26 protein-coding genes and 2 tRNA genes are annotated in these 26,476 nt (G+C 72.4%); 8 read left to right on the top strand and 20 right to left on the bottom strand.

The features are described from left to right. Positions 1–29: 29 nt before the first annotated feature. Complete coding sequence (locus BM028_RS11565; protein WP_070416420.1) at positions 30–593, top strand: RsmD family RNA methyltransferase; 564 nt, start codon at positions 30–32, stop codon at positions 591–593. Between the two features lie 25 nt (positions 594–618). On the opposite strand, the gene thiL is transcribed toward BM028_RS11565, so the two are convergent. Then, positions 619–1,626 (bottom strand): thiamine-phosphate kinase, encoded by a 1,008-nt coding sequence (thiL, locus tag BM028_RS11560; RefSeq protein WP_092386727.1) that lies wholly within the window; start codon positions 1,624–1,626, stop codon positions 619–621. A gap of 24 nt (positions 1,627–1,650) precedes the next feature. Between thiL and BM028_RS11555 the strand changes: the two genes are divergently transcribed. Further along, the gene (locus BM028_RS11555; protein ID WP_092386725.1) at positions 1,651–2,136 is read left to right on the top strand and encodes a DUF3515 family protein; all 486 of its coding nucleotides are present in this window, start codon (positions 1,651–1,653) and stop codon (positions 2,134–2,136) included. A 7-nt stretch (positions 2,137–2,143) separates the two neighbouring features. Here the strand turns inward: BM028_RS11555 and BM028_RS11550 are convergent, their stop codons facing one another. The 6 genes from BM028_RS11550 to leuC form a co-directional block, all read right to left on the bottom strand. Beyond that, positions 2,144–3,244, bottom strand: a complete 1,101-nt coding sequence (locus BM028_RS11550; RefSeq protein ID WP_071302178.1) for a D-alanine--D-alanine ligase family protein — start codon at positions 3,242–3,244, stop codon at positions 2,144–2,146. A 32-nt stretch (positions 3,245–3,276) separates the two neighbouring features. After that, complete coding sequence (locus BM028_RS11545) at positions 3,277–4,290, bottom strand: NAD(P)H-dependent glycerol-3-phosphate dehydrogenase (protein WP_070419107.1); 1,014 nt, start codon at positions 4,288–4,290, stop codon at positions 3,277–3,279. A gap of 91 nt (positions 4,291–4,381) precedes the next feature. Next, positions 4,382–5,137, bottom strand: coding sequence for a lysophospholipid acyltransferase family protein (locus tag BM028_RS11540; RefSeq protein ID WP_092386723.1), 756 nt, complete (start codon positions 5,135–5,137; stop codon positions 4,382–4,384). A gap of 85 nt (positions 5,138–5,222) precedes the next feature. Further along, positions 5,223–6,590: a UDP-N-acetylglucosamine 1-carboxyvinyltransferase gene (gene murA / locus BM028_RS11535; RefSeq protein ID WP_071296140.1), complete on the bottom strand. Its 1,368-nt coding sequence runs from the start codon at positions 6,588–6,590 to the stop codon at positions 5,223–5,225. Further along, positions 6,590–7,186, bottom strand: a complete 597-nt coding sequence (leuD, locus tag BM028_RS11530) for a 3-isopropylmalate dehydratase small subunit (protein WP_071296139.1) — start codon at positions 7,184–7,186, stop codon at positions 6,590–6,592. The genes murA and leuD overlap by 1 nt, the downstream gene beginning before the upstream one ends. Further along, the gene (gene leuC, locus BM028_RS11525) at positions 7,186–8,625 is read right to left on the bottom strand and encodes a 3-isopropylmalate dehydratase large subunit (protein ID WP_071302179.1); all 1,440 of its coding nucleotides are present in this window, start codon (positions 8,623–8,625) and stop codon (positions 7,186–7,188) included. The genes leuD and leuC overlap by 1 nt, the downstream gene beginning before the upstream one ends. A gap of 159 nt (positions 8,626–8,784) precedes the next feature. On the opposite strand from leuC, the gene BM028_RS11520 reads away from it, so the two are divergent. Next, a complete protein-coding gene (locus BM028_RS11520; protein ID WP_071302180.1) occupies positions 8,785–9,852 on the top strand; it encodes an FUSC family protein in 1,068 nt (355 codons plus the stop codon). A 99-nt stretch (positions 9,853–9,951) separates the two neighbouring features. On the opposite strand, the gene BM028_RS11515 is transcribed toward BM028_RS11520, so the two are convergent. The 12 genes from BM028_RS11515 to BM028_RS11460 form a co-directional block, all read right to left on the bottom strand. Further along, complete coding sequence (locus BM028_RS11515) at positions 9,952–10,557, bottom strand: histidine phosphatase family protein (protein ID WP_070416429.1); 606 nt, start codon at positions 10,555–10,557, stop codon at positions 9,952–9,954. Further along, positions 10,554–10,928 (bottom strand): fluoride efflux transporter CrcB, encoded by a 375-nt coding sequence (crcB, locus tag BM028_RS11510; protein ID WP_092386721.1) that lies wholly within the window; start codon positions 10,926–10,928, stop codon positions 10,554–10,556. The genes BM028_RS11515 and crcB overlap by 4 nt, the downstream gene beginning before the upstream one ends. After that, entirely contained in the window at positions 10,925–11,314 is a 390-nt protein-coding gene (locus tag BM028_RS11505; RefSeq protein WP_092386719.1) for a fluoride efflux transporter FluC, read from the bottom strand. The genes crcB and BM028_RS11505 overlap by 4 nt, the downstream gene beginning before the upstream one ends. 168 nt (positions 11,315–11,482) lie before the next feature. Beyond that, positions 11,483–11,890 (bottom strand): RidA family protein, encoded by a 408-nt coding sequence (locus tag BM028_RS11500; RefSeq protein ID WP_175496061.1) that lies wholly within the window; start codon positions 11,888–11,890, stop codon positions 11,483–11,485. A gap of 71 nt (positions 11,891–11,961) precedes the next feature. Further along, positions 11,962–12,034, bottom strand: a tRNA-Glu gene (locus tag BM028_RS11495). Between the two features lie 71 nt (positions 12,035–12,105). After that, a tRNA-Glu gene (locus BM028_RS11490) sits at positions 12,106–12,181 on the bottom strand. Positions 12,182–12,281: 100 nt separating this feature from the next. Then, positions 12,282–12,947, bottom strand: coding sequence for an MBL fold metallo-hydrolase (locus BM028_RS11485; RefSeq protein WP_092386717.1), 666 nt, complete (start codon positions 12,945–12,947; stop codon positions 12,282–12,284). A gap of 121 nt (positions 12,948–13,068) precedes the next feature. Beyond that, a complete protein-coding gene (locus tag BM028_RS11480; RefSeq protein WP_092386715.1) occupies positions 13,069–14,109 on the bottom strand; it encodes a LacI family DNA-binding transcriptional regulator in 1,041 nt (346 codons plus the stop codon). A 20-nt stretch (positions 14,110–14,129) separates the two neighbouring features. Further along, a complete protein-coding gene (locus tag BM028_RS11475) occupies positions 14,130–14,693 on the bottom strand; it encodes a hypothetical protein (RefSeq protein WP_139219813.1) in 564 nt (187 codons plus the stop codon). 5 nt (positions 14,694–14,698) lie between these two features. Next, positions 14,699–15,511 carry a carbohydrate ABC transporter permease gene (locus BM028_RS11470; RefSeq protein ID WP_402737261.1) on the bottom strand — a complete coding sequence of 271 codons (813 nt, stop codon included), beginning with the start codon at positions 15,509–15,511 and terminating at the stop codon, positions 14,699–14,701. A gap of 95 nt (positions 15,512–15,606) precedes the next feature. Next, positions 15,607–16,581, bottom strand: a complete 975-nt coding sequence (locus BM028_RS11465; protein ID WP_070416435.1) for a carbohydrate ABC transporter permease — start codon at positions 16,579–16,581, stop codon at positions 15,607–15,609. Positions 16,582–16,740: 159 nt separating this feature from the next. Continuing rightward, entirely contained in the window at positions 16,741–18,003 is a 1,263-nt protein-coding gene (locus tag BM028_RS11460; protein ID WP_254789546.1) for an ABC transporter substrate-binding protein, read from the bottom strand. 315 nt (positions 18,004–18,318) lie between these two features. On the opposite strand from BM028_RS11460, the gene BM028_RS11455 reads away from it, so the two are divergent. The 5 genes from BM028_RS11455 (at position 18,319) to BM028_RS11440 (ending at position 23,761) form a co-directional block, all read left to right on the top strand. After that, positions 18,319–19,668, top strand: a complete 1,350-nt coding sequence (locus BM028_RS11455; RefSeq protein WP_092386707.1) for a glycosyltransferase — start codon at positions 18,319–18,321, stop codon at positions 19,666–19,668. A 108-nt stretch (positions 19,669–19,776) separates the two neighbouring features. Beyond that, positions 19,777–19,947 (top strand): hypothetical protein, encoded by a 171-nt coding sequence (locus BM028_RS18535; protein ID WP_156794728.1) that lies wholly within the window; start codon positions 19,777–19,779, stop codon positions 19,945–19,947. 81 nt (positions 19,948–20,028) lie between these two features. Then, positions 20,029–20,940 (top strand): beta-1,6-N-acetylglucosaminyltransferase, encoded by a 912-nt coding sequence (locus BM028_RS11450; RefSeq protein WP_092386705.1) that lies wholly within the window; start codon positions 20,029–20,031, stop codon positions 20,938–20,940. Beyond that, positions 20,937–22,502, top strand: coding sequence for a lipopolysaccharide biosynthesis protein (locus BM028_RS11445; RefSeq protein ID WP_092386703.1), 1,566 nt, complete (start codon positions 20,937–20,939; stop codon positions 22,500–22,502). Before BM028_RS11450 ends, BM028_RS11445 begins: the two co-directional genes overlap by 4 nt. Continuing rightward, the gene (locus tag BM028_RS11440) at positions 22,499–23,761 is read left to right on the top strand and encodes a glycosyltransferase family 4 protein (protein WP_175496060.1); all 1,263 of its coding nucleotides are present in this window, start codon (positions 22,499–22,501) and stop codon (positions 23,759–23,761) included. The genes BM028_RS11445 and BM028_RS11440 overlap by 4 nt, the downstream gene beginning before the upstream one ends. Before the next feature lie 768 nt (positions 23,762–24,529). Here the strand turns inward: BM028_RS11440 and BM028_RS11435 are convergent. After that, complete coding sequence (locus BM028_RS11435) at positions 24,530–26,437, bottom strand: DUF7402 domain-containing protein (protein WP_092386699.1); 1,908 nt, start codon at positions 26,435–26,437, stop codon at positions 24,530–24,532. Positions 26,438–26,476: the final 39 nt, after the last annotated feature.

Genomic DNA, 26,476 nt, shown 5'->3' with positions numbered 1-26,476 from the left:
AGCGCCCGGCGGCCCGCTACGGTGGCTGCATGACCCGCATCATCGCCGGCGCCGCCGGCTCCACGACGCTCCGGGTGCCGAAGTCCGGCACACGGCCGACGAGCGACCGGGTGCGCGAGGCGCTGTTCTCGTCGCTCGAGGCACGCGGGCTCGTCGACGACACCTCCGTCGCCGACCTGTACGCCGGCACCGGCGCCCTCGGGCTCGAGGCGGCGTCCCGCGGTGCGGTCGAGGTCGTGCTCGTCGACCGGGCGTCGGCGGCGGCGCAGGCCTGCCGGGCGAACGCGAAGGCCGTGCAGCAGCGGGTTCCCGGCGTGCGGATCGACGTGCAGCCGCAGCCGGTGCTCGGGTACCTGCGCGGCACCGTCCGGACGTTCGACCTGGTGTTCATCGACCCGCCGTACGACGTCACCGAGCACGAGCTGGCCGAGGTGCTCGAGACCCTCGTGCCCCGGCTCACGGCGGCCGCGGTGGTGGTCGTGGAGCGGAGCAAGCGCTCCCCCGAGCCGACGTGGCCCGCGGGGCTCGAGCCGTTCAGCAAGCGGAGCTACGGCGAGACCGTCGCGTGGGAGGCCGTGGTCGCCGCCGCCTGACGCCGCGCCCGCGCCCGCGAACCGGTCAGCCGGCCGCGCCGTCCCAGTCGGCGTACGGGTCCCAGCCGGTCGTCGGCACGGGCACTCCCCCGCGCACGAGGTCCGCGTCGCCCCGGTCGAGCACGACACCGACGCGACGGAACCCCCCGGGCAGCGGGACACCGGGCGGGAACGCGGCGAGCAGCCCGTGGTCCTCGCCGCCGTGCAGCGCCACCTCGTCGATGACGGGCCCGGTACCGGAGGCCTCGTCGAGCGCCAGTGTCACCCGGCTGGCCCGGGCGAGCCGTCCGGCGTCGATCGCCAGCCCGTCGGAGAGGTCGAGCATCGCCGTCGCCCCCGCGGACGCCGCGCGTGGCCCGTCCGGGATCGGCGGGACCGGGCGCCGCTGTCGTCCGACGTCGGGGTCCGTGTCCGCGCCGCTCGCCAGGACCGCCGTGCGCGACGGTTCGCCGTCGGCGTCCACACCCTCGCGGAAGAGCCGCGTCAACCCGCGCGCCGCCGGCCCGAGCTCCCCCGAGACGGCGAGGACGTCCCCGGGGCGGGCACCCGAGCGGACGACGGGGGCACGGCCCTCGAGGTCGCCGAACGCCGTCACCGACACCGTGAACGCCGACGACGTGGAGAGGTCCCCGCCGACGACACCGCAGCCGGGCGCCAGGGCGTCGACGGCCAAGCGCACCCCGTCCGCGAAGGACTCGAGCACCGCCACGGGGGTGTCCTGCGGCGCCGCCAGGGCGATCACGAGGCCGGTCGGCACCGCACCCATCGCGGCGACGTCGGACAGGTTCGTCGCCGCGGCCTTCCACCCGACGTCCTCGGGTGCGGACCAGGCCCAGCGGAAGTCCGGCCCGTGCACCATCATGTCCGTGGTCACCACGAACCGGCCGTCCGGTGCCGCCACGACCGCGCAGTCGTCGCCGGGGCCGAGCAGCGGCGCTCCGGCGGGCAACCGGCGCACGATGCGGTCGAGGACGACGAGTTCGCCGAGCTCCCCCACGGTCGGTCCGGCCCAGGCGTCGTACGTCGCGTCCACACGAGAACGGTAGCCTGGACGTCGATGGACACCGTGCGCCGCCCCACCCGGAAGACCGCGATCGTGGGCGTCGTGATCGCCCTCGCGGCCGGTCTGACCGGCTGCACGAACGCCGTCGCGATGTCCCCGGCGCCCTCAGCCGACGCCGCCGCGTGCGCGGCCGTGCAGGTCCGGCTGCCGGCAGCGGTCGATTCGAAGTTCGACCTGCGGAACACGAACGCCCAGTCGACGGCGGCGTGGGGCGACCCCGAGGTGGCCCTGTACCACTGCGGCGTGGCCGTCCCGACGGTCTCCGACCTGCCGTGCTTCTCGCTCGGTGACGTCGACTGGATCCGGGACGACCGTGGCGGGCAGATCGTCTACACGACCTTCGGGCGGTCGCCGGCGGTCCAGCTCGTCATCGACGCGACGAAGACCACGAACCAGGTCGTGCAGGACGTCACCGACGCGGTGTCGACGCTCCCGGAGGACGGGCACCAGTGCCTGGACCCGTCCGACGTCGACCAGTAGGCCCGGGTCAGCGGACGGCGGCGCGCCCCAGCTCGATGAGCTCGCGGACGAGCTCGCCGTAGGACACGCCCGACGCCGCCCAGCAGCGCGGGTACATCGACAGCGGCGTGAACCCCGGCATGGTGTTCACCTCGTTCACCACGAAGCCGTCGTCGGTCAGGAAGCAGTCGACGCGGGCGAGCCCGGAGCCGCCGATCGCCTCGAACGCCCGGGCGCCGATCGACCGGATCTCGTCCGTCTGCGCCTCGGTGAGCGGGGCCGGGCAGAGCAGCGACTCGTCACCGCCGAGGTACTTCGACGCGAAGTCGTAGAAGCCGTCCTCGGCGACGACGATCTCGCCCGGCAGGCTCGTGCGCGGGACGCCGTCGCGACCCTCGAGCACCGCGACCTCGACCTCGCGCCCGATCACCCGCGGCTCGACGATGACCTTGGAGTCGTGCTCGAACGCCAGGTCCATCGCGGCACCGAGCTCGTCGGGGCCGTCCACGCGGGACACCCCCATGCTGGAGCCCGCACGTGCCGGCTTCACGAAGAGCGGCCACCCGTGCGCGGCGATCGCCTCGGCGACGTCGACCGGGTCGGCCGACCACTCGCGACGGAGCACGGTCGTCCACGGCGCGACCCGGAGCCCGGCGTGCTCGAGGACCGCCTTGGCGACGTGCTTGTCCATGGCCAGGGCGCTCGCGAGCACCCCGTCGCCGACGTACGGCAGACCGGCGATCTCGAGGAGCCCCTGGACGGTGCCGTCCTCGCCGAACGGGCCGTGCAGGATCGGGAAGACGATGTCGACCGCGATCGTCGTGACGGAGCCGTCCGGGTGCGAGACCACGAGCTCGTTCGTCGCCGGCGACGTCGGGAACGCCACGCGGGTGCCGTTGTCGGGCACGGTCGGGAGCGTGCCGTCACGGAGCGCCCACTGCGCCGGGTCGTCGGGCTGGAGCGTGAACGCGCCGTCCTTCGTGATGCCGATCGGCACGAGGTCGTACTCGGCACGGTCGACGACGTCCATGATCCCGCCGGCGGTCACGCAGCTGATCTCGTGCTCGCTCGAACGGCCGCCGAACAGCACGGCGACGGTCGTCGGTGGCACGGGTGCGATCGTGGGCATGGCTGTCCTCTTGCTGGTCGGGGTCGGACCGGTCACTCGCCCTGGGGTTCGTCGGTCTCGGTGAGGTGCGGCGCGATGTTGCGCGGATCGAGCCTACCGGCGAGCACCTCGGCGACCTGCCCCACGATGGGCATGTCGACGCCGTTCGCCGCGGCGAGCTCGAGGATCGGCGCGACCGAGGCGAGCCCCTCGGCGGTCTGGTTCATCTGGCGGACGACCTCGTCGAACCGGTACCCCTGTCCGAGCAGCCGCCCCGCGGTGTTGTTCCGCGAGAGCGGTGACTGGCACGTGGCGATGAGGTCGCCGAGACCGGCGAGCCCGGACAGCGTCGAGGGCTGCGCGCCGAGCGACACCGCGAAGTCGGTCATCTCGGCGAGCCCGCGCGTGATGATCGACGCCTTCGTGTTCTCGCCGTAGCCGACGCCGTCGACGATGCCGATCGCCACGGCGATGAGGTTCTTCAGCACGCCGCCGAACTCGGTGCCGATGACGTCGGTGTTGATGAACGACCGGAAGTAGGGGTTCGTGGCGACGGCGGCCACCGCGCTGGCCGTCTCGGCCGACGACGAGGACACGACGGCCGCGGTGGGCTGCCGACGGGCGATCTCCAGCGCCAGGTTCGGGCCGCTCGCGACGGCGATGCGGTCCTGGTCGATGCCGAGGCCCTGGAGCAGGACCTCGCTCATCCGCAGACCGGTCGCCTTCTCGACGCCCTTCATCAGGCTCACCACGGGCACCCCCGGCGCGAGCAGCGGCGCGATCGCGTCGAGGTTCGACCGCAGGGTCTGCGACGGCACCGACACGTACACCTGCTGGGCGCCGTCGAGCACGGCGGACAGCGACGTCGACGCGGTCAGGGTGCGCGGGAGGTTGATGCCGGGCAGGTACTCCGAGTTGCGCTTGGTCTCGGTGATCTCGCGCGCGACCTCGGGGCGACGTGCCCACACGACCGTGTCGGCACCGCCCTCGGCGAGGACCTTGGCGAACGTGGTCCCCCAGCTGCCGGCACCGATGACGGCGACGCGCGGCTTGTCGGTCGACTGCATGACCACGCGGATCGCGGCGGTGTCCACCGCTCCGGGGGCTGCGACCGCGGGGTCCGGGTGGTCATCGTGCGGGCGGAGGCCCGGTCGCTGCTCACTCAAACCGGCCGGTCTCCTTCTGGTTGTTCGCCGCCGGGTCCCAGCGGGTCGGGGGTGCCTGCTGCCCGCGGATCTCCTCGAGCAGCGCGGTGATGTGGCGCATGAGCAGCTCGGTCGCCTCGACGAGCACCTGCTGGTCGATCGGCTTGCCGCGGTACGCCGACAGGTCGACGGGGTCGCCGACGATGACGTCCACGCGCGACGGCGGGATGAGCCGGAGCTTCTTGCCGTACCGCGCCATGATGTTCTGCGTGCCCCAGTGGGCCATCGGGATGAGCGGCACGTCGTTCTCGAGCGCGATCCGCACCGCGCCGGTCTTGCCGCGCATCGGCCACAGGTCCGGGTCGCGGGTGAGCGTGCCCTCGGGGTAGACGATGATGGCGCCGCCCTGCTCGATGAGCGACCGGCCGCCACCGAGCGGGTCGCTCAGCCGGGTACGGCCGGAACGCTCGACGGGGATCTGGCCCATGCCGGACATGATCTTGCCGAAGACCGGGACCTTGAACAGGGACGCCTTCGCGAGGAACCGCGGCGCCCGACGGGACAGCCAGACCGCCGTGCCGACGACGAGCGGGTCGATGTTGGTGAAGTGGTTCGGTGCGAGCACGAACGCACCCTCGGCCGGCAACCGGTTCGGGCCGTGCCAGTGGTAGCGCGCGGAGAAGCGGAAGGTCGGGATGACCACGGTCGCGAGGATCCGGAAGGCCGTGTTCAGCTCGCCGCGGCGCCACCGGCGCCCAGGGACGGGCATGCCGGTGGTGACCTGCGAGGCGGAGGCGCGCCGCGCCTCCTGGCCCTCACCGTCACCGCGAGGTGCCGGAGCAGCAGTCACCGCGCTAGCCCGCGAAGTCGAAGTCGGCGCCGAGCTTGCGCAGCTTCGGGATGAAGTGCTCGTAGCCGCGGCTGATGATGCCGACGTTCGTGATGTGGGACTCGCCCTCGGCGGTGAGTGCCGCGATGAGGTGGCTGAAGCCGCCGCGGAGGTCCGGCACGCGGACGTTGGCGGCGTGGAGCGTCGTCGGGCCGGTGATGACCGCGGCCTGCTCGAAGGGACGGCGGGCGACGCGACGGTCGTGCCCGGGCAGGCCCTCCTTGTGGACGACGATGTCCGCGCCCATCTCGTTCAGGGCGTCGGTGAAGCCGAAGCGGTTCTCGTACACGGTCTCGTGCACGATGCTCTGCCCGGCGGCCTGGGTCAGGGCCACGACGAGCGGCTGCTGCCAGTCCGTCATGAACCCGGGGTGCACGTCCGTCTCGATGACGACCGGCTTGAGGACCTCGAGCTCGCGGTAGAAGCGGATGCCGTCCTCTTGGATGTCGAACCCGCCGCCCACCTTGCGGAAGACGTTGAGGAACGTCATGAGTTCCTGCTGCTTCGCGCCCTCGACGAAGATGTCGCCGTTGGTCGCGAGCGCGGCGGAGGCCCAGCTGGCGGCCTCGTTGCGGTCGTTGATCGCACGGTGCGTGTAACCGCGGAGCGACTGGACGCCCTCGATGAAGATGACGCGGTTCGGCTCGACCGAGACGATGGCGCCCATCTTCTGCAGGATCGCGATGAGGTCCATGATCTCGGGCTCGATCGCGGCGTTCCGGAGCTCCGTGACGCCCTCGGCGAGGGTCGCGGACAGCAGGACCTGCTCGGTGGCGCCGACGCTCGGGTACGGCAGCTCGATGTACGCGCCCTTGAGGCCGTCCGGGGCGGTGAGGTGGATGCCGTTGACCTGCTTGTCGACGACCGCGCCCATGGCACGGAGGGCGTCGAGGTGGAAGTCGATCGGGCGGTCGCCGATGCGGCAGCCGCCGAGGTCCGGGATGAACGCCTCGCCGAGCTTGTGCAGCAGCGGACCGCAGAACAGGATCGGGATGCGGCTCGAACCGGCGTGGGCGTCGATCTCGGCGAAGTGCGCGGACTCGACGTTCGACGGGTCGAGGATGAGCTCGCCTCGTGCAGGATCGGTGATGCGCACGCCGTGCACCTCGAGCAGCCCGCGGACGACCTTGACGTCGGAGATGTCCGGGACGTCCTTGAGGATCGACGGGGTGTCACCGAGCAGCGACGCCACCATGGCCTTGGTCGCGAGGTTCTTCGCCCCGCGGACCTCGATGCGTCCCACGAGCGGCTTGCCCCCGCGGATGACGATCTCGTCCGACTTGAGGCCCACGCGCGCCCCTGCGGCTGCTGCGTCCTGTACGAGAGAGTTCACTACTTCACCGGCAATGTCTTCGGCCGCCAACGGGAGCGGCGGGATTCGAACTCCGTGATCGAGGTCTCGTCACGGAGGGTGAGCCCGATGTCGTCGAGCCCTTCCATCAACCGCCAACGAGTGTAAGCGTCGATCTCGAAGGGGACGTCCACATCCCCGAGCGACACGCGCTGCGCCACCAGGTCCACGGTCGCCGACACCCCCGGGTTCCGCTCGATCTCGGCCCAGAGCCGCTCGACTTCCGATTCGGTCACGATCGCGGTGACCAGTCCCTGCTTGCCCGCGTTGCCCTTGAAGATGTCGGCGAAGCGGGGCGAGATGACGACCGCGAAGCCGAAGTCACGCAGTGCCCAGACGGCGTGCTCACGCGACGAGCCGGTGCCGAAGTCCGGGCCTGCCACCAGGACCTTCGCGCCCTGGTACTCGGGCTGGTTCAGCACGAAGTCGGGGTCCTGGCGCCAGCCGGAGAACAGGGCGTCCTCGAAGCCGGTCTTCGTGACCCGCTTGAGGTAGACCGCGGGGATGATCTGGTCGGTGTCGACGTTGGACCGCTTGAGCGGTGCGGCGATTCCGGTGACGGTCGAGATCTTGTCCATCAGTGTGCCCCTTCCAGGACGGCGTTCGACTCGGACGTCTCCAGGTCCCACGGGCTGGAGAGCGTGCCGCGCACGGCGGTCGCCGCGGCCACGAGCGGGGACACCAGGTGGGTGCGGCCGCCCTTGCCCTGACGCCCCTCGAAGTTGCGGTTCGACGTGCTCGCGCAGCGCTCCCCCGGCGCGAGCTGGTCGGGGTTCATGCCGAGGCACATCGAGCAGCCGGCGAACCGCCACTCGGCGCCGAACTCCGTGATGACCTTGTCCAGCCCCTCGGCCTCGGCCTCGAGCCGGACCCGTGCGGACCCGGGCACGACCATGACCCGGACTCCGTCGGCCTTCTTGCGGCCCTGGATGATCGACGCGAAGGCCCGCAGGTCCTCGATGCGCGAGTTCGTGCACGACCCCATGAAGACCGCGTCGACGGCGATGTCCTTCATCGGGGTGCCGGCCGCGATGTCCATGTACTCGAGCGCACGCTGCGCGGCGGCCTGGTCGTTCGGGTCGTCGAAGTCCGCGGGCGACGGCACGCTCTCGGACAGCGAGACGCCCTGGCCGGGGTTCGTGCCCCAGGTGACGAAGGGCTCGAGCTCGTCGGCGTCGATGAAGACCTCGGCGTCGAACACCGCGTCGTCGTCGGTCGACAGGGTGTCCCAGTACGCGACGGCGTCGTCCCAGTCCTGGCCGGTCGGGGCGTGGTCGCGACCCTGCACGTAGTCGTAGGTGGTCTGGTCGGGGGCGACCATGCCGGCGCGGGCACCGGCCTCGATCGACATGTTGCAGATCGTCATGCGGCCCTCCATCGAGAGCGCACGGATCGCCGAGCCGCGGTACTCGAGCACGTAGCCCTGCCCGCCGCCCGTGCCGATCTTCGCGATGACGGCGAGGATGATGTCCTTCGCCGTCACGCCCGGACGCAGCGTGCCCTCGACCGTGATCGCCATGGTCTTGAAGGGCTTGAGCGGCAGGGTCTGGGTCGCGAGGACGTGCTCGACCTCGGACGTCCCGATGCCGAACGCCATCGCACCGAACGCCCCGTGCGTGCTGGTGTGCGAGTCGCCGCAGACCACCGTGATGCCGGGCATGGTCAGGCCGAGCTGGGGACCGACCACGTGGACGATGCCCTGCTCCTTGTCGCCCAGGGAGTGCAGGCGGACGCCGAACTCCTCGCAGTTGCGACGGAGCGTCTCGATCTGGGTCCGGCTGGTCGGGTCCGCGATCGGACGGTCGATCGCGAGGGTCGGGGTGTTGTGGTCCTCGGTCGCGATCGTCAGGTCCAGGCGGCGCACCGGGCGGCCGGCCTGGCGCAGGCCGTCGAACGCCTGCGGACTCGTGACCTCGTGCACGAGGTGGAGGTCGATGTAGAGGAGGTCGGGGTTGCCGTCCTCGCCCTTGACCACGACGTGGTCGTCCCACACCTTCTCGGCGAGCGTCTTTCCCATCGGCCCGACCCTTCCTCGTTGTCGTCGATGCGCCGCTGTCGCGGCTCGGTCCGGCGAGTCTAGCAGGTTGGTATACCAACGTGCTCCCGCGTCGACCCGGCTGCCTGGAGGCGCGGCTCGACTCCGCGACACCCGTCGCGGTGGGAAGATGGTCGCGACATGACGACACCTGCGCACTCGACCCGGACCATCAACATCGAGGGCGCGATCCGCGCCGCGGTCGCCGGTGGCGCCCCGCTCGCGCTGCTCATCGCCCTCGGGATGCCCGGGTACGCCGCCTTCGCCATGTTCGCCGGGTTCACGGCGATCTTCGGCGCGACCGAGCCCTACCGGCAGCGTGCGGTGACGACCGGTGTCGCCGGCGCGATGCAGGCGGTGTGCATGGCCGCCGGCGTGGGTGTCGCCCTGGCCGGGTCGCAGCTCTGGATGCAGGCGGTCGGGCTCGTCCTCGTGCTCGTCTTCGCCGTCTGCACGCTGAGCGCCCTCCGCTCGATCCCGGCGCAGCCGATCTTCCCGGTGTTCGCGTTCCTCGTCTCGTCGCTCGTGCCGGTCCGGCCGGCCGACGTCCCGGTCATCGCCACGATCATCGTCTGCTCGGTCGTCTGGGCCTGGCTCGTCGCGATGTCCGGCTCCGTCCTGCGCCTCGTGCTGCACCCGCACGCCCCGCACCGGTTCCGGCCGCTGGCGGAGCGCAAGCACCGTTCGCTCGCGGTGCTCCGGACGCCCGCGCTGTGGGAGACCGTGGCCCTCAACGTGGTCGGAGCGCTCGTCGCCGGGGCCGTCGCCGAGACGATCCCCGGGCTCGGGCACCCCTACTGGGCGGTCATCGCCGTGGTGTCGACGCTGCCCGCACTGCGCCAGCGGCACACGGTGTTCCGGGCGTTCCAGCGGTTCATCGGCACGATCGGCGGCACCGTGATCGCGGTGGGCATCCTGCTGCTGGAGCCCTCGGCGTGGTGGATCGTCCTGATCGCCGTCGTCGGGCAGTTCTTCGCCGAGATCTTCGTCGCGCGGCACTACGCCGTGTGCCTGCTCTTCCTCACGCCGCTCGCGCTCGCCGTGTCGTGGCTGAGCCTGCCCGAGGCGCCGGAGCTCCTCGCGCTCGACCGCGTCGCGCAGACCACCCTGGGCGCGCTCGTCAGCGTCGCGCTGCTGTTCGTGGGGCGAGGGATCGAGCGGCGGCGCGGTCGCGCGCTGGGCGCGACGAGCGCGATCCGCACCGTCTGACGCGGGCGGCGCGGACAGGAGGGGCGGGTCGGGCCGGCACCGCGCCTCCCGTCCGCAGCAGGCCGCCGCAGACCCGCTGCGGACGCGTGCGCGGACGCGTCAGTCGCGGGGCTGGATGTTCCAGGCGTCGATGACGGGACGGCCGTGCTCGTACCCGAGCACGCTCACCGAGGCGGTGCCGAGCTTCAGCACGGCGCCGTCCTGCGGTGCGAGGCGGATCCACGCGGCGCCGAGCGCGCGGAGGACGTGCCCGTGGGCGACGACGATCGCGTCCTGCCCCTCGGCGAGGACCGGTCGGGCACGGTTGAGGATGCGCTCGACGCGGACCCGGACCTCGGCGGCGTTCTCGCCGGGGGTGTCACCGGCGGGCACGCCGTCGGTCCAGAGGTCCCACGGGCCGTGCCGGAGGACCTTGATCTGCGGCGTGGTGAGCCCCTCGTACGCGCCGTAGTCCCACTCGTAGAGGTCCTCGTCGAGCTCCGCGTCGACACCGACGAGCGCCGCCGTGTCGCGGGCACGCTGCAACGGGCTGGACAGTGCCAGCGCGAACGTGCGGTCCGCCAGGTACCGGCCGGCGCGCTTCGCCTGCTCGATGCCGTTCTCGGTGAGCGGGATGTCGGTGCGGCCGGTGTGCTGCCCGCTCTTCGACCACTCCGTCTCTCCGTGACGGACGAGGACGAGTTCGCCGGGGCGTTCCGAGGTCATGTGTTCCTTCCGATGAGCAGGCCGAGCGCGGCTGCGCCGACCGAGACGACGAGCATCCCGAGGCCGTTCAGGACGGCGAGCCGGGGCTTGCCGGATCGGAGGAGCTGTACGGTCTCGACGCTCGCCGTCGAGAACGTCGTGTACCCACCCATCATGCCCGTTCCGAGCACCGCGACGACCGGGAGCGGGATCGTGCCCGCCTGCCCGAGGCCCGTCAGGACCCCGAGGACGAGCGATCCGGACACGTTGATGATGACCGTGCCGAGCGGGAAGCCGGACACCCGGGCCTTCACGACACCGTCGAGGAGGAAGCGCAGCGCCGCGCCGACTCCCCCGCCGACCGCGACGAGGAGCAGTTCGAGGGCGTTCACCGGGCGCCTCCGGACCGGAGCACCGTGGCGAGCCCGATGCCGGCAACGACGGCGAGCAGCCCCACCACGACCGTGAGCAGGGCGTACCCGCTGCCGGCGCCCCAGCGACCGACGTCGAGCAGCTGCGCGGTGTCGTCGGCGAGCGTGCTGTAGGTCGTGAAGCCGCCGAGGACCCCGGTGCCGACGAACAACCGCAGGCCCCGACGACGCCCGACGTCCGGGCCGCGGTGCGCCAGCGCCTCGAGCAGGAGGCCGAGGCAGAACGCGCCGACGACGTTGATCGCGAAGATCGCCCAGCTGATGCCGTCGTGCGCCGGGAAGACCTCGGCGAGGAGCGCTCGGACACCGGTGCCGATCGCCCCGCCGAGTGCGACGACGCCGAGCATCGACCAGCGGAGGTGGGGTGGACGTTCGTGCACGGTGCTCCTATCGCCGAGCACGCCGGATCGTCTCCGCGCGTGCGGTGTTCTCGGGATAGGGACCGTTGGCGGCTGGCCGCGGTTGGGTCCGGCAGGCCCCACTGCCGGGTCTGACGACCGGATCAGCGTACCGCGTCAGTCCGCGACGGCCGCGATGCCCTCGATCTCGACGAGCTGGTCGTCGTACCCGAGGACGGTCACCCCGACGAGGGTGCTCGGCACGTCGTGGTCGCCCATGGCCTCGCGGACGACCTCCCACGCGGCCACGAGGTCGGCCTGCCGCGTCGACGCGACGAGGACCCGGGTCTGGGCGAGGTCGGCGATCCCGGCCCCCGCGGCGTCGAGCGCGGTGCGGAGGTTCTCGACGCACTGCGCCGCCTGACCGCGGACGTCGCCCACGGCCACGGTCCGGCCGTCGGCGTCGAGGGGGCACGCGCCGGCGAGGAACACGAGTCGGCTGCCGGCCGGCACGGTTGCGGCGTACGCGTACTCCGCGGCGTCGCTGAGGGCACCGGAACGGATGAGCTGCACGACACTGGTCACCCCGTCAGCCTCGCAGAGCCGACCGGGACGACGAAAGCCCCCCGGCGGACCGGAGGGCTTGCGTGCTGGTGTGACCCCAGCGGGATTCGAACCCGCGTTACCGCCGTGAGAGGGCGACGTACTAGGCCGCTGTACGATGGGGCCGTCACACATGGGAATCCCCCGCCCGGAAGCGGGGGTCATGGTCGTTGTCGGAGTCGGAGGCAAGCCACCTGTGGTGACCCCAGCGGGATTCGAACCCGCGTTACCGCCGTGAGAGGGCGACGTACTAGGCCGCTGTACGATGGGGCCGTTCCGACAACTCGACAAGTATTGCACAAGCCCCGCGCCGTGCCAAAACGAGGCGTGTCGCCCGGGTGCGCCGCCATGCCGCGGCGGGACGACCGCTCCGTCAGATCGTGAGCGACTCCCCGGGACGGAGGACGACGAGCGAGCCGGAGGGCTCCACGGCCTCGCGGAGACGACCGGTGTGCATGCCGTAGCCGACGTCGGAGAGCGTTGCCTCGTGCACGGGGTAGGCCAGGCGGGGCCCGACCGCGAGGACGTAGTCCATCATCTCGGACACCTTGAGCCACGGGGCGCCGACGGGTGCGGCGAGGACCTCGACCGGGACGTCGGGCACCGTGTAGGAGTCGCCCGGGTGGAAGAGCCTGCCGTTCACGAGGACACCGGTGTTGTCGACGATCGGGACGCTCGAGTGGATCAGGTTGTGGCGCGTGCCGTGGAACGACAGGTCGAACGGGCCCACGGTGCGTCGGCCCCCGGCGGTGACGACGTCCACCACGACGCCGTCCGCGCCGCCCGCGCCGCCCGCGTCGCTCGCGCCGGCGAGCGCCCGGGCGACACCGGCGGGGCCGATCACGACCGCCCCGGGGTTCGCGTCGAGGATCCGCCGGACCTGCTCGGGCGTGACGTGGTCCGGGTGCTCGTGGGTGACGACGACGGCGACGACCCCGGTGACGTCGACGGGCCGGGTGAAGTTGCCCGGGTCGATGACGAGGCGCGCGCTGCCCTCGGTGACGATCTGGCAGGCGTGCTCGAGCTTGGTGACCTCCATGCGGGCGACCCTACGCGGCGGCGCGGCGCGGCTTGCGTCGAACCACGGAAGCGACGTCGAACCCGGCACGGCGCCCGGTTCGATGTCGCGTTCGTGGTTCGGAGCGCGGCGATGCCACCGCCTACGCGCGGACGGCCCGGGGCGGCCCCGTCGTCGACCGCACCACGAGGTGCGCCGGTGACGCCGGCAACGGCCCCGCGAGCCCGCCGTCGACCTCGGCGAGCACGGCCCGCGCCGCGACCCGACCCTGGGCCACCGGGTCCTGGGCGATGGTGGTCAGCCCGGCGACCTCGCCGTACTCGTGGCCGTCGATGCCGATGACCGAGACGTCCTCCGGCACCGAGAGGCCCGCTCGACGCGCAGCGAGCACCACTCCGAGCGCCATCTCGTCGGACGCACAGAACACCGCGGTCGGCCACGCGCCGTCACGCCCGACACCGCGGCGCCCGTCACGCCCGCCGAACAACGCCTCCCCCGCGTCGACGCCACCCGCGAAGGAGAACCGCCCGTCGAGGATCCAGTCCTCCCGCACCGCGATCCCCCGCGCGGCGAGCGCGTCCACGAACCCGTCCCGCCGCAGCCACGGCACCGCCACGTTCATCCCCGCCTCGTCCTGTCCGCCGACGTAGGCCACGTCCCGGTGTCCGAGTCCGCACAGGTGCTCGACGGCGATCCCGGCCACGGCGACGTCGTCCACGCCGACGTTCCGGAGGCCCGGCGCCGGACCGCCGATCACGATCATGGGGTGCCGCGTGAGTTCGAGCTCGGCGCGCTCGGTCTCGTCGAGCACGAGCGACAGCAGGACGAGGCCGTCGACCCGGTGCCGCAGCATCGACCGTCGGAACGCCCGGTCGCGGTCGCCGCCGGGCCCGCCGAGGTTGTACAGCACCAGGTCGTACCCGGCCCGCCGCAGTTCGGCGTCGACACCGCCGAGCGCCTTGACGTAGAACCACCGGTCGATCACCGGGACGACGACGCCGATCGCACGCTGCCGCCCCGTGGCGAGGCCGGCCGCCGCCGAGCTCGGCACGTACCCGAGCTCGTCGGCGACCCGTCGCACCTCGTCGATCGTGGTGTCCGCGACCGTCGACATCCCACGCAGTGCGCGGGACACCGTCGACTTCGACAGGCCCGTGACGGTCGCGATCTCCTGGATGCCCATGGACGGTCCCGGGAGGCCCGTCACCCGTCCGACGGCCGCCGCACGTCGGCGACGGGGCCGGTCTGCGCTCGCGCGACCGTCGGCGCGCTGCCCGCCCCGGGGAGCGCACTGCCCGCCCCGGGGAGCGCCGTGCCGGGCGCTGCTCCGGGGATCGGGGCAACGCGCCGCGTCCGGGCGGCCCGACGACCGGCGGGCGCGAGTTCGTCCCACCCGACGTGGCGGTGCACCCGACCGTCCGCCGCGGGCTGCACGGCGATGCGGGACGGATCCGACCGCCACCCCGACGGACCGGAGCCGGCCGCGACGACCGGCGCCGCCGACGGCCGCGCGACCGGAGCGACGACCGGCGCCGGCGCGCCGACACCGTCGGTCGAACGGGTGCGGCGGAGCACCGACACCCGCCACCGGTCGAGCACCACCACGCCGAGCACGCAGACGAGCAGCGTGAGCGCCCAGCCGAGCGCCGGGCGACCGGTGAGCTCGCAGAACACCGTGGCCCCGAGGAACAGGATGCCGAACGTGCCGACGAAGCCGATGGCCTCCTCGATCCGGGCCGTGGGCCGGGTCGGTCCGCGCTGTGCCATGGTCGTCACCCCTTCACGCCACCGGCGGTGAGGCCGGCCACGATGCGTCGTTGGAAGATGAGCACGAGGACCACGAGCGGGATCGTGACGATCGTGCCGGCGGCCATCACCGCCGTGTAGGGCTCCTGGTGCGGCTGGGACCCGGCGAACGAGGCGATCGCCACGGTCACCGGCTGCGTCGCGTCGCTCGAGAGCTGGGAGGAGATGAGGTACTCGTTCCAGCTGGAGATGAACGCCAGGATCGCCGTCGTGAACACGGCCGGGGCGGCCAGCGGCAGGATGATCCGTCGGAACGCCTGCACGCGGGTGCACCCGTCGATGCGTGCCGCTTCCTCGAGGTCCCACGGCATCTCGCGGAAGAAGCTCGCGAGCGTGTAGACGGTCAGGGGCAGCACGAACGAGATGCTCGGAAGGATCAGCGCCTGGTACGAGCCCATCCACCCGATGTCCGTGAACAGCTGGAACAGCGGGGAGATGAGCGCGACGCCCGGGAACATCGACGCCGCGAGGATCGCACCGGCGATGAGCGACTTGCCCTTGAACTCCAGACGGGCCAGGGCGTACGCCGCGCTCGTGCCGACGAGCAGGGCGATGATCGTCACGACGCCACCGATGAGGAGGCTGTTCGCGAGCGCCCGCCCGAGGTGGTTGCCGAGCGCGGTGGAGAACGCCGTCGCGTAGTTGTCGAGCGTGACGTGCGTCGGCCACGGTGTGGCGTCGAACGTGAACCCGACGTCGCGGAAGCTGGTCACCACCATCCAGTAGAACGGCAGGAGGCACCAGACGGCGATGACGATGGCCTGCACGGCGGTGCGGATCCGCGGGCCGGTGTGGCGCTTGACCCGCACGTCGCTGCGGTCGACGGCGATGTCGCGGGCTCGGGCGTTGGAGCGGGGACGGTCGGCTGCGAGGGTCACTTGAGCTCCCCCTTCTGCTGGGCGGCCTGCGTCTGCACCACGTTGGCGCCGAGGAACCGCACGAAGACGAACGCGACGATGAAGATCACCAGGAAGGTGATGGTCGACAGTGCCGACGCGGAGTTGAAGCCCTGCCGGATCTGTTCGACGACGAGGATCGACAGGGTCGTGGTGGCGTTGCCGGAACCACCGCCACCGCCGGTGAGGATCGCCGGCAGGTCGTACATGCGCAGCGCGTCGAGCACGCGGAACAGGACGGCGACCATGAGCGCCGGCTTGATGAGCGGCAGGGTGATGAGCACGAAGCGCTGAACGGTGGAGGCGCCGTCCATCTTGCCGGCCTCGTAGACCTCTTCCGGGATGAGCTGCAGCCCCGCGAGGATGAGCAGCGCCATGAACGGCGTGGTCTTCCAGGTGTCGGCGATGATGACCGCCCACCGGGACGCCCACTCGCCGCTCGTCCAGAGGATCTGCTGCCCGAGGACGTGGTTGAGCACGCCGTTCGCGTCGAAGATGAAGTACCAGAGCTTCGCGGTGACGGCGGTCGGGATGGCCCACGGCACGAGGATCGCGGCACGGACGAGGGCGCGGCCCTTGAAGTTGCGGTTCATGATGATCGCCATCCACACGCCGATCACCGTCTCCAGGGCGACGGTGACGACCGTGAAGAAGAACGTGTTGCCCATCGACACCCAGAACTGGGAGCCGATGCTGCCGGGCGGGCAGGTGGTGTTGCCGCACTGCTGTGCGAGCCAGTGCACGTAGTTGGTGACGCCGGCGAAGCCGCCCTGCACGAACAGGCCGGTGGCCTTGTCGAGTCCGGCGTCGAGTTGGAACGACTGGATGATCGCGCTGACCACCGGGTAGCCGATGACGATGGCGAGGAGCACGATCGTCGGGCCGATGAGGTACACGGCCCATCGGCCGTGCTCGGCGTTGAGTCCGCCCTTGCGCCGCTTCTGCGGCTCCATGCCCGTCGGGTTGGGGATGGCGGCGGGGATCTCGGTTGCTGCTGACACGTGACGGCCTCCTTGCCGGGTGTCGGAACGCAGGATGGGACGGACGGGAGGCGCGGGGCGGGGTCGACCCGCGCCTCCAGTCCGATGCGGCGAACGCCGCGTACTCGGGTGCTAACTGCCGCTGCTGGTGGCCGTCTTGAGGGCCGCCTGCATGTCCTTCATCGCCTCGTCGACGCTCTTCGATCCCTTGAGCGCGGCGTAGGTGTTGTCCTGGATCGCCTTCGTCACCGCCGGGTAGAACGGCGTGACCGGGCGCGGCTCGGCCGACTCGATGGACTTGAGCAGGGTCGGCAGGTACGGCAGCTTGCTCGTCAGCTCGGAGTCGGTGTAGAGGTCACCGACGACCGGCGCGAGTGAGCCCTGCGTGGCGAAGAACTTCTGCGTCTCGTTCGACTCCAGGAACTCGAGGAAGTCGTGCGCGGTCGCCTTGTGCTTCGAGTACACGCTGATCGCGGCGTTGTGACCGCCGAGCGTCGAGGCGCCGGTGCCGTCCTTGCCGGGGATCGGCGCGATGCCGAAGGTGTCCTTGACCGTGCTCGACCCGTCCGTCTTCGCGAGGCTGTAGACGTACGGCCAGTTGCGCAGGAACAGCAGCTTGCCGGCCTCGAAGGCGGTGCGGCCCTGCTCCTCCTGGTAGGTGATCGCCTCGGCGGGGATGTTCCCGTCCTTGAAGGCGTCGACCAGGTTCTGCAGGCCGGCCTTCGCGTCGGACGTGTCGACGTCCGGCGTGCCGCCCTTGCTGAGGACCGAGCCGCCGGAGCCGTTGATCGCCTCGGACGCGTTCACGGTCAGGCCCTCGTACTTCGCGAACTGCCCGGCGTAGCAGCCGATGCCGGCCTGCTTGGCGATGTCGCAGTCCTGCATCATCTCGTCCCAGGTGGTCGGGGGCGTCTTGACGAGGTCCTTGCGGTAGTAGAGCAGCGCGCCGTCAGAGGTCTGCGGTGCCGCGTAGAGCGTGTTGTTGTAGGTGGCCGTCTTGACGGTGGCCGGCAGGAGCTTCGACGTGTCGATCTTCATGCTGCCGGTGAGCGGGGTGAGCCAGCCCTTCGCCGCGAACTCGGCGGTCCAGACGACGTCCACGTCGACGACGTCGTAGTTCGCGTCCTTCGCCTGGAAGTGCTGCACGAGGTCGTCGTGCTGCTGGTCGGCCTGGTCGGACTGCTCCTTGAAGGTGACCTTCTCGTCGGGGTGGGCCTTGTTCCACTTCGCGATCAGGGGGCGGACGACGTTCGAGTTGTCCTTGCCCTGCACGTAGGTGATGGGTCCGCGGCTGTCCTGACCGTTCTTGGCGTCGTCCGACGCCGAGCTGCCGCTCGAGCACCCGGTCAGCACGAGGCCGATGACCGCGATCCCCGCTACGGATGCGAACCGCACTTTGGCGCGTGTTGTCTTCACAGTGTCGTCTCCACGTTGAGATCACCAGGCGAGGACCATCGGGTCGCCGCTGCCTGGAGCAGGCGACGCTGCCTGCTGGAGGAGGAAGCTACGCCCGCTCTCAGCCGTTCGCAACCGGTTGCAAAGATTCCGTGACCTGCTCGTGACCACCGTGCGCCGTTCGCTTTTCGGGTGTGAGCGCTCACCCTCGTCCGGGGGGCTCGGCGGCGCGGCCGTGCGGGGTTCCGCACGATCACCGCCAGCGGCCCCGCTCCCCGTTGTCGCCGCCGCGGCCTGGCACCTACCGTCCACACCATGGCCACCACCAGCACCGCTCGTGCACTCCCCGCACCCCGACGCGTGATCGACGTCGACCTCGACGCACCGCTCCCCCGCCTCGTCGCGGACGGCACGGGCTCGTCCGCGCTGGTGATCGGCTACCGCGGCGGGCGTCCGACGGGCACGCTCGACGTCGAGCTCACCGACGACCCCGCCGACGCCGCCCGTGCGCTCGGATCGCTGCGGGAGACCGTGCTCGCCGACGTCGAACCGGTGCCGGATGCCCTCCTGCCGACGATCTCCGTGGTCGTCTCGACGGTGGTGGACCGCTTCGAGGACCTCGGCGCACTGCTCGACGTCCTCGAGCACCTGGACTACCCCGACCACGAGGTCATCGTCGTCGACAACCGGGTCCGGGTGCCCGCCGACGACCGGCTCCCGGCACTGCTCGCCGGTCGGGGCGTGCGCCTCGTGACGGAGCGCCGGCCCGGCCTGTCCGCCGGCCGCAACGCCGGGGTCGCAGCCGCCCGCGGCGAGGTCGTCGCGTTCACCGACGACGACGTGCGGGTCGACCCGCAGTGGCTGCGCGCACTCGGCGCGCGGTTCGTCCGCGAGGCCGACCTCGACGCGGTGTCCGGCGTGATCCTCCCCACCGAGCTCTCGACGCCCGCGCAGATCTGGTACGAGGCGTACTACGGCGGGTTCAGCGGCGAGCGCACCTTCGCGCCCGTCACGATCGTCCCCGACGACGTCGCCGGCACGATGCGGCACGCGCGGGTGCAGGCGGTCCGCCCCGACGGGTCGGTCGTGAAGCACTTCGCCGTGTACGGCATCGGTGCCTACGGCGCGGGCGCCAACATGGCGTTCCGGCGGTCGGTGATCGACGCCGTCGGCGGGTTCGACACCACGCTCGGCGCGGGCTCCCCGGCCCGTGGCGGCGAGGACCTGGCGATGTTCATCGAGACGCTCTGGCGCGGCGGGCGCATCGGGTTCGAGCCGCGAGCGGTCGTGCACCACCGGCACCGGCAGAGCATCGAGGACCTGCACAAGCAGCTGCACGGCAACGGCGTCGGGTTCACCGCGCTGATGTGCGCCCTCGCTGCCAAGGACCGACGGCACGTCGCGGTCCTCGCCCGGCTCGTGCCCGCCGCCGCGATGGTGAAGCTCCGCGAGACGGTCGGACGGCTGCGCACCGGCAGCGCACCGGCCCCCGCTGCCGTCGAGTCCGCGCCCGTCGGTCCCGCGATCCCCGCCGTCCCGGACGCCGGGGTGCCGCGGTCGCTGGCCTACCACGAGCTCCGGGGCTTCCCGGCGGGCCCGGCGGCGTGGTTCCGCAGCCGTCGTCGCTGGCGGGACGTCGAGGCCGGGCGGTTCCACGCCGGGTGACCCCGCGGGCGGTTCCGCGCCCGGTGGCCCCTCGGTCGGCGGACGCGTCGCTCCCTGCCCCGTAGGATCGGTGCAGCTGCCCGTACCGCGCGGGTCGGAGGAGGACGCATGCCGCTGGGGCCCACGCTCGTGCTCGAGCCCGTCACCGTGCCGACGTCCCACGCCACCACGGAGACGGCCGTCTGCGTGTGCGGCCACGCGCAGGACGCCCACGAGCACTACCGGCCGGGCAGCGACTGCGCCCTCTGCGACTGCCCGAGGTACCGCCGCCGCCGGTGACCGCTGCGGGAAACCGCCGCTTCCCCGCACCCGCCCCGGGACCGCCTTGTCGGTGTCCGGACGGCCCTGTTCACTCGAGACATGGCCAACTCCCCCGCGGCGCTCGCGTGCATCGTCCTCGCCCACGAGGACCCCCAGCACGTCCGACGACTCGTCGAGGCACTCGACCCGTTCCCGGTGTTCCTGCACGTCGACGCGCGGACCCCGGACGACGTGCACCGTGCGATGACCGAGGGGCTCCCCGACCGGGTCCGCCTCCTGCCGCGACTGCGGACGGGCTGGGCGAAGTGGGAGAACGTCGCGGCCGAGGTCTCCGGCTACCGTGCCGCCCTCGCCGAGACCGGCGCGCGCCACGTGGCGGTGCTGACCGGCAGCGACTACCCGCTGGCGAACCCCGCCGAGATCACCGCGCTGCTCGACGCCCACCGCGACCAGTCCTTCCTCATCCCGCACCCCCTCCCGCACGCGGCCTGGGGCGCGAGCGGCGGGGTCGCCCGGATGCGGTACCCGCACTGGGCGTGGCGGAAGCACATGCTCCGCCTGCCGATCCCCCGCCGGATCCCGCGTGACGTCGTGCTCATGGGCGGGTCGCAGCTCAAGGTCCTCAGCGCCGCACACGCGGCCGCGGTCGTCGAGGTCGTCGATGCCCGTCCCGACCTGGTCCGCTTCTGGCGCCGCACCTGGATCGCCGACGAGTCGTTCGTGCCGACCGTGCTGAACTCCCCCGCCCTGGTCGACGGCTTCGCCGAGGACCACGTCCCGCACACCCTGTGGTTCATCGGCTGGGACGGCTCGAAGATGAAGAGCCCGCCGTGGCTGACGCTCCCCCACGCCGGTCGACTCCTCGAACGATGGACGACGGACCCCACCGCGATGCCGCACCTCTTCGCCCGCAAGTTCTCGACCGCTGCGAGCTCGGACCTGCTCGACCTCGTCGACCAGGCGTTCGGACTCCGACAGCACGTCCGGACCCCGGAGGTGGGTGTCTCGTGACCGTTCCCCAGACCCGCCGCGAGGCCCGCCACGCCGCAGCCACCCCGACCGACGCCGACAGCACCGGTCGGAAGGCCGCAGCGGTCGAGGCCGCCGCGGCAGCCGCCGCCGTCGAGGCCGCCGCCCACACGGTCCCCGACACCGGCAGCACCGCGGTCCAGAAGGGTGCGTCCGTCCTGTTCGGCCGTGGCCTGCTGTACGTGGTCGTGTGGTCGATGCAGCTCGTCGTGAGCTCGCTGATCTCACCGGTCCTCGCGCACCTCATGCCGCTCTCCGAGTTCGGTGTGCTCGCCTCGGCGATCGCGCTCTACCAGGCGCTCGTCGTGCTCGCGGTCGCGGGACTCGACCAGGCGTCCGTGCTGCAGCGCGCCGAGGACGGCGGTGACGACCGGAAGGCCCGCGGGCTCATCGCGGTCGGCATCGTCCTCGCAGCCGTCGTCACCGCGGTCGCCCTCGCCACCATCCCGCTCTGGGGCGACGTCGCCGGGTTCGTCGGCGAACACCCGATCCTGCTCGTCGCGGTCCTCTGGATCTTCCCCGCCGCGGTCGTGCAGCTCTCCCTCGCGATCCTGGTCGCCCAGGACCGCATCCGGGTCTTCGCGGTCACGAGCCTGCTGTCCTCGGTCGGCGGCTCGATCATCGGTCTCGGCCTGCTCGTGTTCGTGCACGCCGACGCCACGACCTACGCTTGGGGCGGCGTGTTCGCCCAGGCCGCCGCGATGGTCATCGGCTTCGCGGCGACCCGACCGCGCCTCGCCGGCCTGTTCGACCGCCAGACCACCGCACGGGCCTTCAAGCTCGGCGTGCCGATCGCCCTCGGCAACCTGTCCTACTTCGTGCTGAACGCCGGCGACCGGATCGTCGTGCAGCGGCTGCTCGGCCCGGACGAGGTCGCGCGCTACCAGATCGCCTACGTCGTCGGCTCCGCCGTGATCCTCCTGCTGACCTTCACGAACCAGGCCTGGGCACCGCACTTCGCGGCGCTCCGGGACGCCGTCGCCCGTCGACAGCTGGCCCTGCACGCCCGGGACCAGCTGTACCTGCTGCTCGCCCCGGTGCTGCTCGCGGTCACCCTGGTGTCGCCGGTCGCGCTGCCGATCCTCGCACCGGCGTCGTACCGCGTGCACGAGCTCACCGTCGTGGTCTTCATCGTGGCGCTCACGGCGTTCCCGGTGATCGCCAGCGGCGCGACCGGACGGCTCCTGCTCGTGGAGCGTCGCGGCGTCGCCGTCGGGGTGATCGCGGCCATCGCCGGTGCCGTCAACATCGGCGCGAACCTGCTGCTGGTCCCGCTGCTCGGCATCGCCGGCGCCGGGGTCTCCACGGTCTTCGCCTACATGGTGCTCGCGGCGCTGCAGCAGCTCTCGCTCCCCGACCGCCGGGAGTGGCGCGGCCCGCGTGCCCGGACGGTCCTCGTGCTCGCGGCCGTGGTGGTCGTCGCCGGGGTGTCCGTCCTCGTGCCCCAGGACCTCGTGTGGAACATCGTCCGCGTGGCCGGCGTCCTCGGCTGCCTGCCCTGGTTCATCCGCAGGCTCGCGATCGCCCGAGGAGGCACACCGTGACCCACGCCCCGGAACGCCCCGACCGTCGACTCCGGATCGCGGTCGTCACGAACGGGCTCGCCATCACCGGCGGGGTCGAGCGGTGCGTCCTCGAGGACACCCGCGAGCTCGTGCGCGCCGGGCAGGACGTCGAGGTCTGGCACCGCGGCCACCTCGCCCCGGGACCCGACGGCGCCGAGGCCGGCAGCGACCAGTTCGCCGAGCTCGGGGTCGCCCTGCACCGCACCGGCAACCGGTCCTTCGGCCTCCGCAGCGCTGCCGGCGACGCCGCACGGTTCGTCCTCGACGGCCTCCGCCTCCGCCGCTCGCGCCCCGACGTCATCTGGCTGAACCGGCCCGAGCACCTCCCCTGGGGCCGTATGGCGTCCGTGGTCTCCGGCGTCCCGCTCGTCGTGCACCTGCACCACGCGCCGAACTACCGACGCCTCGGCCCGATCGCCGGCGGCCGCACGCACTACCTGGCCGTCTCGCACGCGATGGCTCGTGCATGGGCGGACGTGGGCATCCCGGCCTCGCGGATCACCGTCGTCCCGAACGGCGTCGACACCGCACTCTTCCCCGCGGCCACGCCGTCCGCGACAGTCCGCGCCCGCCGCACCCTCGGGCTCGACGACGACACCCGCACCGTCCTCTACTACGGCCGCCTCACCCGGTCGAAGGGCGTGCTCGCGCTGCTCGAGGCCTGGCGCCTCGTGCTCGAGCAGGACGCCGAACGCCACCGCGCGCGCGCGCCGCGCGCCGCCGTGCGTGCCCTCACCCCCGCGCTCGGGCCCGCCAGCACGCACCACGCCACGCAGCCGCACCACCCGCCCGTGCTCGTGCTCGCCGGAGCGGCCGACCCCGACGACGCCGAGGACGTCCGACGCGCCGTCGCGTCCCTCCCCGCTGGCTCCGTCGTGCTCCTCCCCGAGCGGGACGACGTCGTCACCCTGCTCCACGCCGCCGACATGGTCGTCGTGCCATCCATCGAACCCGAGGGCTTCGGCCGGGTCGTCGTCGAGGCGATGTCCGCCGGCCGCCCGGTCGTCGCCGCCGAGAGCGGTGGCACGGGCGAGATCCTCGCCGGCGAGTGGGCGACGTCGACCGTCGACCCGACCGACCCCGAGGCGCTCGCCACCAAGGTCCTCGACACCCTCGACCGCGCCGACCGCGACCCCTCCCTCGGCGAGCGCTGCCGCGCCTGGGTGCGCGACCACTACGGCCGTGGACCGCACGTGGCCGGTCTCCTCCGCGCCCTGCTCACCCACGCCCGTCGCTGAAGCCCAGGAGGCGCGGCTCCCCCTGGCACCGCTCCTCCCGTCCGTCGCGTGCTCGCGTCCGTGTCGCGTTCTCCTCGCCGCCTGACCGTTCCGGTTCGCGATCCCCGGCGATCGCGAACCAGAACGGTCACGCCTCCCGTCCGCAACGTGCTCTCCCCGCGCGATGTCCGCCGTTCCCGCAGGCGTCCGCCCGCCGGTACCGCGCCGCTCGCCGCGATGAGGTCGCGCCCACGACGACGGTCACCCGCGGCGGCACGCGCCGCACCAGCGTGCGAGCTCGCGCGCACGGTGCGCCCGCGGCCCTAACGAACGCACGGACGGACGGCGGACGAAAGGCGCGGGGCGGCGCGGCACCGCGCGTACCGTCCGTCGTCACGAGGTCGCGCCGACGGCGACGGTCACCCGCGGCGGCGAGCGCCGCACCAACGTGCGAGCTCGCGCGCACGGTGCAACGCCTCACAGGCCGCACCGCGCGTGGAACGTCGCACGCTGCGCCCGCGACCCGCGCAAACGCGCGGACGGAAGGCGCGGGGCGGGCCGGCACCGCGCCTCCCGTCCGCCCCGTGGTCGCGCCGACGGCGACGGTCACCCGCGGCGGCACGCGCCGCACCAGCGTGCGAGGTCGCGCGCACGGTGCGACGCCTCACGGGCCGCACCGCGCGTGGAACCTCGCACGCTGTACCCGCGATCCTCGCGAACGCACGAGCGACGGACGGGAGGCGCGGTGCCCACCGGCACCGCGCCTCCCGTTCGTCGGGTGCTCCCGGGTCAGCCGGTGAACGCCCGGAACTCGGCGAGGCCGACGTTCCGCGTGCTCGCCGACACCCCGGTGACGGTGAACCGGACCCACGTGACGTTGCGCGCCGAGAAGTCCACCGTGAGCGGCGACGCGTCGTTCGGGAGTGTCCCGACCGCCACCTGACTGCCGTCGGAGAACGTCAGGGTGCCGCTCGTGACCTGGTCGTCGCCGTTCGGTCGGTCGTACAGGACGACCCGGCTCAACGCCTTCGACGAGGACCAGTCGAGCTGCAACCAGACACCAGTCGTGCCCCAGGGAGCGACCCACTCGGCGGTCGTGTTGTCGGGGTAGCCGCTGATGACCCCGTCGATCGCCTTGGCGGCGGTCTGCCCGGTCGAGGTGTCGTCCCACGCCGCGGTGGCGGTCGCCGAGCCCGTGACGTCGGTCGCGCCCCCGGGCGTCGGCGTCGGCGTCGGGGTCGGGGTCGGGGTCGGGGTGGGCGTCGGCGTCGGCGTCGGCGTCGGGGTCGGCGTCGTGGTGCCCGGGGCGAACGTCCGGATCTCCGCCAGGCCGACGTTGCGCGTCGTCGCGCTGACGCCGGTGACGGTGAACTTCACCCAGCTGACCTGCCGCGACGAGAAGCTGACGCGGGTGAACGCGCCGCCGTTGTCGAGCGTCGGCACGGCGACGCTGCTCCCGTCGGAGAACGTCAGCGTGCCGGCCGTGACCTGGTCGTCGGCGTTCGGACGGTCCGCGAGGTCCACGGCGCCGAGCGTCACCGGGCTCGACCACGCGAGCTGCAGCCACGAACCGGTGCCGCCCCCGCGGGTCGCCCACTCGGCGGTCGGCGCGTCGGGGTAGCCGCTCGCGACGCCGTCGACGGCCTTCACGGCGGTCTGTCCGTCCGCGGGGTTCTCGCTGCTCGCGGTGACGGCCGCACCGGCGGTCACGTCGGCTCCGACGGACCCGCCCGAACCGGTGCCCGGGCCGGTGGGTGTCTGCGTGCCGACGGTGTACTCACGGCTGAGCCACGAGCCCTCGGGACGCGACGAGCAGGACGCCACCGAGGCGCAGGTCTCGGCGTCGTAGGCGGAGTAGGCGAAGAACGCGTTCCCCTTCGCCTGCGTCTGCGCGGCGGTGAGGTTCGAGGGCTTGTCCGCGATCGGGTACCCCATGTACCCGGTGAGCGTGCTCGCCGTCGTGAGCTGCTGCTGCGCCGACTTCGTGAGGTACGCGACGGTGTGGTGGTCGCTGTGGTCGCCGTCGCCGTAGGTGCCGACGTGGTCGAGGGTGTGCACCTCCTGCGGCCCGTACCCGTTCATCAGCGCGAGCACGGTGGCCTGGAGCTGGGCGAGCGTGTAGGTGGTCCCGTAGGTCGCACCGGAGACCGTGCTCATGCTCGTGATCGAGCGCTGGTAGAGCTTCTGCAGGCTCTGGTACCGGGTGGCCGCGAACCCGGAGCCGTCCATGTTGCCGTCCGGCAGCTGCAGGTAGACCAGGCTGAGCCGTGGGTCCGCCGTCAGGGTGCGCGTCACGACCGTCTTGCCACCGGCGCTGACCGAGCCCGAGGTCCAGGCGTTCGTGACGCCGGCGAGGTTCGCGTAGGCGGCCTCGAGGCCCGTCTGCCGGCCCTTCCAGTACGTGGCGGACTTGCCCGCGTCCCCGGCGGTGACGATGACCGAGCGGACGCACTTGTCCGCGTCGATGTCCTTGCGGAGCTCGGTGCCCTCGAACAGCAGGTCGTCGTCGGCGTGCGCGACGACGGTGAGGACCTTCCCCGCGCTGCAGTCCGCGGTGGTCGCCGCACCGGCGCTCGACGGCGCGAGGAGGCTCGGTGCCGAGACGGTGGCGCCCGTGATGACCGCTGCCGCGACCGCGAGTGCCACCTTCCAACGGCGTCGGATGGTGGCACTCGGGGTCGGGGCGTCTCGCTGCATGTCGTCTTCTGTGCGTGGGTGGGTCGGGTGGGTGGGTGT

Origin of the sequence: Curtobacterium sp. YR515 (assembly GCF_900113095.1) — a bacterium.
Classification (GTDB): domain Bacteria; phylum Actinomycetota; class Actinomycetes; order Actinomycetales; family Microbacteriaceae; genus Curtobacterium.
The sequence above is the reverse complement of the archived record's forward strand: the minus strand, read 5'-3'. Positions and strand labels throughout refer to the sequence as shown.